Source organism: Psychromonas sp. (assembly GCF_983033635.1).
Genome location: NZ_CEZLMY010000152.1, coordinates 1 through 8634, shown reverse-complemented (window position 1 = coordinate 8634; position 8634 = coordinate 1). Strand labels below are relative to the sequence as shown.

Here is an 8634-nt window from a genome sequence, read left to right as displayed (position 1 = left end):
GTGCTAATACGTCCATAGCAGCAACCGTTTTGCCGTCGTCGTTCAATTTCATGTAGAAAGCTTTAATATCTTTCGGGTAGTTTTGTAAGATAATTGGTGCGCCAATATGCTCTTCAGCAAGGTAACGTTCATGCTCAGACTGTAGATCAACACCCCATTCAACTGGGTATTCAAACTGTTTGTCACAGTTTTGCAGAATCTCAATTGCATCTGTGTAGTCCATACGTACAAACTCAGAGCTAACCATTTTTTCTAAACGAGTAATTGCTTCTTTATCAACACGTTGAGCAAAGAAAGCCATATCATCAGCACGTTCAGTCAATACTGCATTAAATACATATTTAAGCATATCTTCTGCAAGTTGTGCTGCATCTGCTAAATCAGCAAAAGCGATTTCAGGTTCAACCATCCAAAATTCAGCCAGATGGCGAGTTGTATGTGAGTTTTCAGCACGGAAAGTCGGACCGAATGTGTAAACATTGCTTAGTGCACAAGCATAGGTTTCAGCATTTAATTGACCGGATACCGTTAAGAAAGTCTCTTTACCAAAGAAATCTTGTTTGTAATCGATAGCACCTTTATCTGTACGCGGTAAGTTTTCTAAATCAAGGGTACTAACCTGGAACATCTCACCAGCGCCTTCACAGTCACTACCCGTGATAATAGGTGTGCTGATCCAGTTAAAGCCTTTTTCATAAAAGAAGTTATGGATAGCGTGAGATAAACAGTTACGAACACGAGTAACAGCACCAATAATATTAGTACGTGGACGAAGGTGTGCATGTTCGCGTAAATATTCGATACTGTGACGTTTAGCTGACATTGGGTAAGTATCAGGATCTTGAACAAAACCAAGTACATTTACTTCTGTTGCCTGAATCTCAAAGCTTTGGCCTTTTCCCGGGCTTGCCACTAATTCACCTGTCACTTGTACAGAACAACCCGCAGTTAAGTTTTGAACTTCTGAAGCATAATTTTCTAAATCTGCAGGCACAACAGCTTGGATTGGATCAAAACAAGAACCATCATAAACTGCTAAAAATGAGATACCGGCTTTTGAATCACGACGAGTACGGATCCAACCTTGAACCGTTACTTTTGTACCAACTGGGAATTTGCTGTTGAAAATTTCAACAATCGCTGTTTTTGACATCAGAATTAGTGCTCCATAATCACAGTTTTCACTGTTTTTAGCTAAAAAATTTAATAGACGCATATCTTACCTTGGCTAGTGCTAGATACAAGTCTATGATTTGATAATCATCGAGTTTTTATTGGGGTTTAGCATGGAACGACAATACGAGAGAAAACGATTTCATAATGCGCACGAATGGCGTCGTTTTTTTCTACTGTGGATAACAGTTTTTTTATGGGCGGCATTTTTAGCCTATATGGTGCTTTTTCATTATCATCGCGATCTTTTTGAACCTGTGGTTATGTCACATTTTGGGGTCGATTCTCCGCAGCACTATCAATTTGCAGAGATAAAAATATTTATGTATTTGTTGTGGACTTGCAGCATTGTTTCCGTATTAGCCATTATCAATACTTGGAATAAAAAACGCAGAGAAGGGGATAATACACCCGACAAGTATCTGATCGTTATTATGATAGCCACAGTTTCTTTTGCATTTTATTATGCAAAAACAGATCTTGATTACTTAGACGGCCAGTTATCTATTTTAGCGAACCTGTTTGGCGAGTAAGCAAGCTTACTATTTGCAGCCGCAAAGACTCAGAGGCGGCAGAAAAGCAAAGGAGACAAAATGTCTCCTTTTTTAATACGCTTGAATAATTTTCTAAGTTAAGATGCGCTGGCAACTGTATATATCGCAGTACATAATCTCTGCAATTGCTCTTTTTCTATTACATAGGGAGGCATAATATAAATTAATTTACCAAAAGGGCGGATCCAAACACCGAGCTCTACAAATTGTTTTTGTACAATTGCCACATCAAGACTCTCCTTCATCTCAACTACACCAATTGCGCCTAATACACGCACATCCTGCACTTGTGGCAAATCCCGACAGGGGGCTAAACAGCTATTAAGCAGCTGCTCGATGTTTTTCACTTTATCTGACCAATCAATACTAAGCAGTTTATCAATGCTTGCACAGGCCACCGCACACGCTAGTGGATTGCCCATAAACGTAGGCCCATGCATAAATACTCCTGCTTTACCCTGACTGATGGTATTGGCAATTTTATCCGTGGTTAAAGTGGCAGCAAGACTCATATAACCACCGGTGATCGCTTTGCCTACACAGATAATATCCGGGCTGATATCGGCAAATTCACAAGCAAAAAGTTTTCCCGTACGGCCAAAACCGGTGGCAATTTCATCGGCAATTAATAACAGCTGATGCTTATCACAAAGGGCGCGAATCCCTTTGAGGTATTGCGGGTGATAAAAATACATACCGCCTGCACCCTGCACAATCGGCTCTAAAATAATGGCGGCAATATTTTGTTTATTATCTGCAACTATTCGTGTTATCTCATCCAGGCAAGATTTATCCCAATCTTGAGAAAATGCAACGGCAGGTTGCGGTGCAAACAGTTGCTTGGCTAGAAAATTATGGTACAACTCATGCTTTGAACCTTCAGGATCGGTGACTGACATAGCGCCAAAGGTATCGCCGTGATAGCCATTGCGTATGGTTAAAAACTGACTTTTCGGTTTATCTAACGCATGCCAGTACTGCAGCGCCATTTTTAAAGCCACTTCAACACTGACGCTACCAGAGTCGGCGAGAAAGACTTTGTCTAATCCTTTGGGGGTTATCTCAACTAATTTTTTCGCCAGATCGATGGCGGGTTGATGGGTTAACCCGCCAAACATGACATGCGCCATCTTATCGAGTTGATTTTTAGCAGCAGCATTAAGTTCCGGCACATTATAACCAAATAAACACGCCCACCAGGAGGACATGCCATCAATTAACTGCTCTCCAGTGTCGAGTTCCAAGATACATTTATTAGCCGAAACTACACCATAACAGGGTAATGGTTTAGTCATTGAGGTATACGGGTGCCATAGGTGGTTGCTGTCAAATTGCAGATCAATGCTCATAACGCTCACTTTTTAATCAGATGTAAAGATATAACTGCTAAAAAGTTGACAGTGTAACTTTGAACATTAAACTAACCAAACTATTTTAAGGTGAGTGAGAAAATATTATGACCAGCACTACAATCCGTCAAAACTGGACTGTTTCAGAAGTTGAAGCGATGTTTGAGATGCCCTTTATGGATCTGCTTTTTCAGGCGCAAACCACTCACCGTGCAAATTTCCCCAAAAATGAAGTGCAAGTCAGTACTTTATTATCAATTAAAACAGGTGCTTGCCCTGAAGATTGTAAATATTGCCCGCAAAGTGCGCGTTACGATACCGGTCTTGAAAAAGAGCAGTTGATGGAAGTTGAAAAAGTAATCTCAGCCGCTAAAGATGCTAAAGCGACCGGGTCTACCCGTTTCTGTATGGGCGCTGCGTGGAAAAATCCTAAGCAACGCGATATGCCATATCTTGTGAACATGATTAAAGAGGTAAAATCATTAGGGCTCGAGTCATGTATGACCTTAGGGATGTTAGATAACCAACAAGCAGAGCAACTTTCTCAGGCGGGCCTTGATTATTACAATCATAACCTTGATACCTCGCCGGAGTATTACGATAAAATTATCACCACGCGCAGTTATCAAGATCGTTTAGATACCCTGGATAATGTGCGTAATGCAGGTATGAAAGTGTGCAGTGGCGGTATTGTCGGTTTGGGCGAAGCGGAAACAGACCGAGCAGGCTTGCTAGTGCAACTTGCCAATATGCCAAAACAACCTGAGAGTGTGCCAATTAATAAACTGGTAAAAGTAGCAGGCACACCACTTGAGAGTATCGATGATTTAGACGAATTTACCTTTATCAAAACGATTGCTATTGCGCGGATTATGATGCCTGAATCGCATGTGCGTTTATCAGCAGGACGTGAAGAGATGTCCGAGCAAACGCAGGCGCTATGTTTTATGGCGGGTGCTAATTCCATATTTTACGGCTGCAAACTGTTAACCACAGCAAACCCTGATGAAAACTCAGATATGCAGCTGTTTAAAAAACTGGGTATTAATAAAGAAGCGGTAAATTTCTCGCCTTATGAGAAAGAGCAAAGTGTTGACGCTGCCATTGTCCGTCACAGTGAACAAGATGAGCTGTTTTACGATGCAACAAGCAAGTTGTAAACAATGGCTTTCGATTTTATAGAGCAGCAACTCCGTGCCCGATCGAATGACGGGCTTTATCGTGCATGTAAAACAATGAGCGGACCGCAAGGCCGGTTATTAAGCGTTGATAATAAAACTTACCTTAATTTCTCCAGTAATGACTACTTAGGACTTGCCAGTGATCCTGCGCTTATCAAGGCATGGCAGAAGGGGGCGGAGCTATATGGTGTCGGCAGTGGTGGTTCATATCTGGTTACAGGTTATAACCAGGCGCATGCCGATTTAACTGAGCAGTTAAAAGAGTGGTTGGGTGTTGAAGCCCTAGCCCTGTTTAGCTCGGGTTATTCTGCTAACCAGGCGATTATCAAACTGTTGCTGGGTAAAAATGATCTGTTAATTCAGGATAAACTCAACCATGCATCCCTGATGGAAGCCGGCTCTCTTGCTGATTGTAAAATGCTGCGTTTTAAACATAACGATAGCGATCATCTCAGTCAGTTATTAAACAAACAGAAAAGCGCTGACAGTAACAAGCTGATCATTAGTGAAGGTGTGTTCAGTATGGACGGTGATCGCGCGCCGATTCAATCTCTTTATCAACAAACAAAGTCGCATGATGCCTGGCTAATGATTGATGATGCCCACGGTTTAGGGGTATTAGGTGAAAATGGTCAAGGCAGTGTGGTTGAAGCGGGTCTGCAAAATAGCAATCTGCAAATTTATATGGCCACTTTCGGTAAAGCATTAGGTGTGGGCGGAGCTTTTGTTGCCGGCTCGCAAGCGTTTATCGATTATTTAACTAACTTTTCCAAACCTTATATTTACACCACAGGGTTACCGCCTGCGATGGTCTATACCATTAGCCAGGCGGCGAATATGGCCGAAACAGAGCAGTGGCGTCGCGATAAGCTGCAAAGTTTGATTAAATGTTTCCGGACGTTAGCAACAGATAACGGCATTCAACTTGGGTGTTCCAATACCGCAATTCAACCCATTATTATTGGTGATAGTAAACAGACAGTCGCACTTGCTGAAAAATTAAAAACATTAGGTTTCTGGACAACAGCCATTCGCCCGCCAACCGTACCTGTAAATAGCGCACGTTTACGTATTACCTTAACAACTAACCATGAAATTGAAGATGTGAAAATGTTAGTTGCTGCGATCCGTCGAGTATTAAATGAATTGTAAAACAGCAATCAATATCAATAAAAAAGCGGTGGCAAGCTCATTTTCTAAAGCCGCTACTCACTATGATCAATTTGCACAACTGCAGCGTGATATCGGATCGCTGTTATTGAGCGGGCTGAGCAATAAAGATGTGCAGACCATTTTAGATCTTGGTTGTGGTACAGGGTATTTCAGTGAAAAAATAAGCGAACTTTACCCGCATTGTAAAATGACCTGCTTGGATCTCTCCGATGGCATGCTCGCGCAGGTAGAGAAAAAACAACTGGCAAATGTCACTTGCCTGCAGGGTGATATTGATAACTTGCCCTTTGCAGACAATCATTTTGATTTAATCTTCTCCAACCTTGTGCTGCAGTGGAGTGAAGATCTTGCTGCTTGTTTAAAACAGCTAAAAGGGAGTTTAACTGATGGCGGGAAATTACATTTTTCAACGCTTTTAAACGGCACGCTTAATGAATTAACCCAAGCGTGGAAAGCCGTGGATCTGCATCCGCACACCAATTCATTCTTAGATCTCGACAGTATCAAGCTACAGATTCAGCAGGCAGGATTTAAAAAGGTAAGCATAAAAACAGAAACACGCGTCTTGCATTATGAAAACGTTATTGAAGTGATGCGCGCCTTAAAAGGGATCGGTGCTAACCATGTTCATGGTCATCAAGCTGTTAAATTAAGCGGTCGCAGCCTTATTAAATTACTTGAAAAAGGTTATTTACCCTTTGTGAATGAGTCTGGTCAATTAAATTTAACTTACCAAGTGTGTTACGTAGAGGCTGAAAAATAAGATGGTTAAGCATCAGCAAAGCAATACCTATTTTGTCACTGGCACGGATACGGATGTCGGTAAAACCATCTGCTGTAAAGCATTATTACAAGCTGCCGGCAAACAAAACCTTTCAACACTCGCCTATAAACCCATTGCGGCAGGTTGTGAGTTAACGGCAGATGGTTTACGTAATGAAGATGCGCTTATTTTACAAAAAAACTGCAGCGTTGAAGCCTCGTATCAAGCCATTAATCCAATCTCATTTGCATTACCGATTGCGCCGCATATTGCAGCAGAGATTGAAAATAGACCTATTCAGTCAGCCTTAATCAGCCAGGGTTTAAAAGCACTGCAAGAGAAAGATGCGGATTTGCTGATTGTAGAAGGCGCTGGTGGCTGGCGTTTACCGCTCAACGAGAAACAGATGTTATCTGACTGGGTGATTGAGCAAAACCTGCCGGTAATTTTAGTGGTGGGTATGAAATTAGGCTGTTTAAATCATGCTATTTTAACTTACGAAACGATTATTAATGATGGTTTAAACGTCGTGGGTTGGATAGCTAATCAGTTACAAGCAGATATGCCGTATTATCAACAGAATCTACAGATGTTAAGCGCTAAAATCGATGCACCCATGATTGCGCAAATCCCTTATTTAAGCGATATCAACCAAGTCGATTTAGCACAGTTTGTAAACTGTAATTTAGTAAAACTAAGCTGAAAATCCTGCTGACAGCTTACCGCTATATAACTTAATGAGAGATAAGAAAATCAACTGGACTGGTTGTGCCAGCTCTGCGGTTACCAATAACATGAGTGTATATCTCAGTGGTTCGCAAATCAGAATGCCCTAATAACTCTTGAACGGTGCGAATATCTGTGCCGCTTTGCAGTAAACGAGTCGCAAAAGAGTGCCTAAATGTATGCGCTGAAATACGCTTGTTTACGTCACTTTTTTTCACCGCAGAATGCAGATGCCTAGCAAAAGTTGATGCATGCAGATGATGGCGACAGATATAACCATCATAGGGATGCGCACAGCGATTCGGTGACGGAAATAAATACTGCCAACTAAACTCTTTTAATGCGCCTTGATATTTACGATGTAAAGCGGCAGGCACTGATGTTTTGCCTTCTCCCTCTTGTAAATCCAGATTATGAATATAGCGTACTCTTGCTATTTGTTGCTTGATGGCTGGCTCAAGTGATTCGGGTAGCAATGTATAACGATCTTTTCTACCCTTGCCACGAAATACTAAAATTGATTTTAATGAAAAATCGATATCTTTAACTCGTAATGACAATGCTTCTTGAATCCTCAGACCACAACCGTATAAAATCGCAGCCAGCAACCAATACTCACCTTGTAAATGTTTAATTACAGCCGCCACTTCCTGTGCTGATATTACTGTCGGCAAGTTTTTAGGTACTCTGGTATGTGCATAATTGAGTCCCGTGATATCTTGACCAATTACATGGCGATACATAAATATGTTTTTTCAGTGCGATAACTGTAATGACGTGTTCTAAGTTCTGTGCGTATCGATTCGATAAATGGCGAGCGTGACATAAGAGTTCCCTTACTTAGTGCTGGATCTACATACAGGTATAATAGATATACAGGAATTTATCAAAAATTTACGTAATTATACCGACACCTATGCAACACTTTTACAGGTTAAATATGTTAACTAACTGAAATGAGAAGACAAAATAAATACAAATTGTATTTATAGAGATCTCTATAATTCCTATTCGTCATTTTCCCATAAAAAATCCTCACAAATACATCACAAAAATCACTTAACTTACTGTTTGTAGAGATATCTTTATGGTATAAACAGTTTTATTAACTAGACAAAGCGTGCGTATTAGTAAGCATGCAGTCTAATACACTGTTAGGCTAAAAATTTAATTATATTTAACTTAAGGAAAGGTTATGCAGAACAACATGAGTCGATTAGTACTTTTATTCATTATGACAATATCGTTAATTGGTTGTGGATCAGATGAACAGGAGGAAATAGGAGACCCTGCTTTCCGAACTACATATATCATCGTTAACAATACAAATTACAATTTATCGGTCGAGTCAGTTTTATACCATGACGAGCTTTTTAATGATGCATATTTAGGTGGAATTGATTCTGGGGCGCAAGAAACAATTTACGATTTCGTCGACATGGCAAGTTCTGTAATGCCTCCTTCTGGTACATTTCAATCTTTGAAATTTACGACAGATCTGGGTTCTGGAATGAAAGTCGTATATTCAACAATTGATGATGAAAATTGGGTTGTTGAGGACTCTGGGGAAATTGGTCATTCAAATTATGTTCTGTATTTGGTGGATGAAAATCTATCTCTTTGATTATATTAGCCTAACAAGTGACTATGGTGTCAAATCCTAATTAGAATTCATTTTAGGATCCCACATGACACCATCTCTAACCATCGAATTC

General features: G+C 40.6%; 9 protein-coding genes. 6 read left to right on the top strand and 3 right to left on the bottom strand.

Annotated features, from left to right (window positions below; translation table 11 throughout):
* Positions 1–1153, bottom strand: a 1153-nt coding sequence (gene asnS, locus AC4GME_RS15160) for an asparagine--tRNA ligase (RefSeq protein ID WP_490379688.1), incomplete at its 3' end; no start/stop codon positions are given.
* Positions 1154–1286: 133 nt separating this feature from the next.
* On the opposite strand from asnS, the gene AC4GME_RS15155 reads away from it, so the two are divergent.
* Entirely contained in the window at positions 1287–1706 is a 420-nt protein-coding gene (locus tag AC4GME_RS15155) for a hypothetical protein (protein ID WP_490378363.1), read from the top strand.
* A 98-nt stretch (positions 1707–1804) separates the two neighbouring features.
* On the opposite strand, the gene bioA is transcribed toward AC4GME_RS15155, so the two are convergent.
* Positions 1805–3076 carry an adenosylmethionine--8-amino-7-oxononanoate transaminase gene (gene bioA / locus AC4GME_RS15150; protein WP_490379687.1) on the bottom strand — a complete coding sequence of 424 codons (1272 nt, stop codon included), beginning with the start codon at positions 3074–3076 and terminating at the stop codon, positions 1805–1807.
* 107 nt (positions 3077–3183) lie between these two features.
* Here bioA and bioB point away from each other — a divergent pair, with 107 nt between their 5' ends.
* From bioB to bioD, 4 genes are read left to right on the top strand one after another with little or no spacing between them, the layout of a single operon-like run.
* Positions 3184–4236, top strand: coding sequence for a biotin synthase BioB (bioB, locus tag AC4GME_RS15145; RefSeq protein WP_490379686.1), 1053 nt, complete (start codon positions 3184–3186; stop codon positions 4234–4236).
* A gap of 3 nt (positions 4237–4239) precedes the next feature.
* A complete protein-coding gene (bioF, locus tag AC4GME_RS15140; RefSeq protein ID WP_490378479.1) occupies positions 4240–5409 on the top strand; it encodes an 8-amino-7-oxononanoate synthase in 1170 nt (389 codons plus the stop codon).
* Entirely contained in the window at positions 5399–6193 is a 795-nt protein-coding gene (gene bioC / locus AC4GME_RS15135; RefSeq protein ID WP_490378480.1) for a malonyl-ACP O-methyltransferase BioC, read from the top strand. Before bioF ends, bioC begins: the two co-directional genes overlap by 11 nt.
* 1 nt (position 6194) lies before the next feature.
* Positions 6195–6896: a dethiobiotin synthase gene (gene bioD / locus AC4GME_RS15130; protein ID WP_490378481.1), complete on the top strand. Its 702-nt coding sequence runs from the start codon at positions 6195–6197 to the stop codon at positions 6894–6896.
* Between the two features lie 31 nt (positions 6897–6927).
* Here bioD and AC4GME_RS15125 read toward each other — a convergent pair whose 3' ends face one another.
* The gene (locus tag AC4GME_RS15125) at positions 6928–7662 is read right to left on the bottom strand and encodes an integron integrase (RefSeq protein ID WP_490378482.1); all 735 of its coding nucleotides are present in this window, start codon (positions 7660–7662) and stop codon (positions 6928–6930) included.
* Positions 7663–8114: 452 nt separating this feature from the next.
* On the opposite strand from AC4GME_RS15125, the gene AC4GME_RS15120 reads away from it, so the two are divergent.
* A complete protein-coding gene (locus AC4GME_RS15120; RefSeq protein WP_490379685.1) occupies positions 8115–8543 on the top strand; it encodes a hypothetical protein in 429 nt (142 codons plus the stop codon).
* Positions 8544–8634: the final 91 nt, after the last annotated feature.

Bases quoted from the DNA above. Each gene is read 5' to 3' on its own strand.
- AC4GME_RS15155 (WP_490378363.1), top strand. From the start codon at position 1,287: ATGGAACGACAATACGAGAGAAAACGATTTCATAATGCGCACGAATGG.
- bioA (WP_490379687.1), bottom strand. From the start codon at position 3,076: ATGAGCATTGATCTGCAATTTGACAGCAACCACCTATGGCACCCGTAT.
- bioB (WP_490379686.1), top strand. From the start codon at position 3,184: ATGACCAGCACTACAATCCGTCAAAACTGGACTGTTTCAGAAGTTGAA.
- bioF (WP_490378479.1), top strand. From the start codon at position 4,240: ATGGCTTTCGATTTTATAGAGCAGCAACTCCGTGCCCGATCGAATGAC.
- bioC (WP_490378480.1), top strand. From the start codon at position 5,399: ATGAATTGTAAAACAGCAATCAATATCAATAAAAAAGCGGTGGCAAGC.
- bioD (WP_490378481.1), top strand. From the start codon at position 6,195: ATGGTTAAGCATCAGCAAAGCAATACCTATTTTGTCACTGGCACGGAT.
- AC4GME_RS15125 (WP_490378482.1), bottom strand. From the start codon at position 7,662: ATGTATCGCCATGTAATTGGTCAAGATATCACGGGACTCAATTATGCA.
- AC4GME_RS15120 (WP_490379685.1), top strand. From the start codon at position 8,115: ATGCAGAACAACATGAGTCGATTAGTACTTTTATTCATTATGACAATA.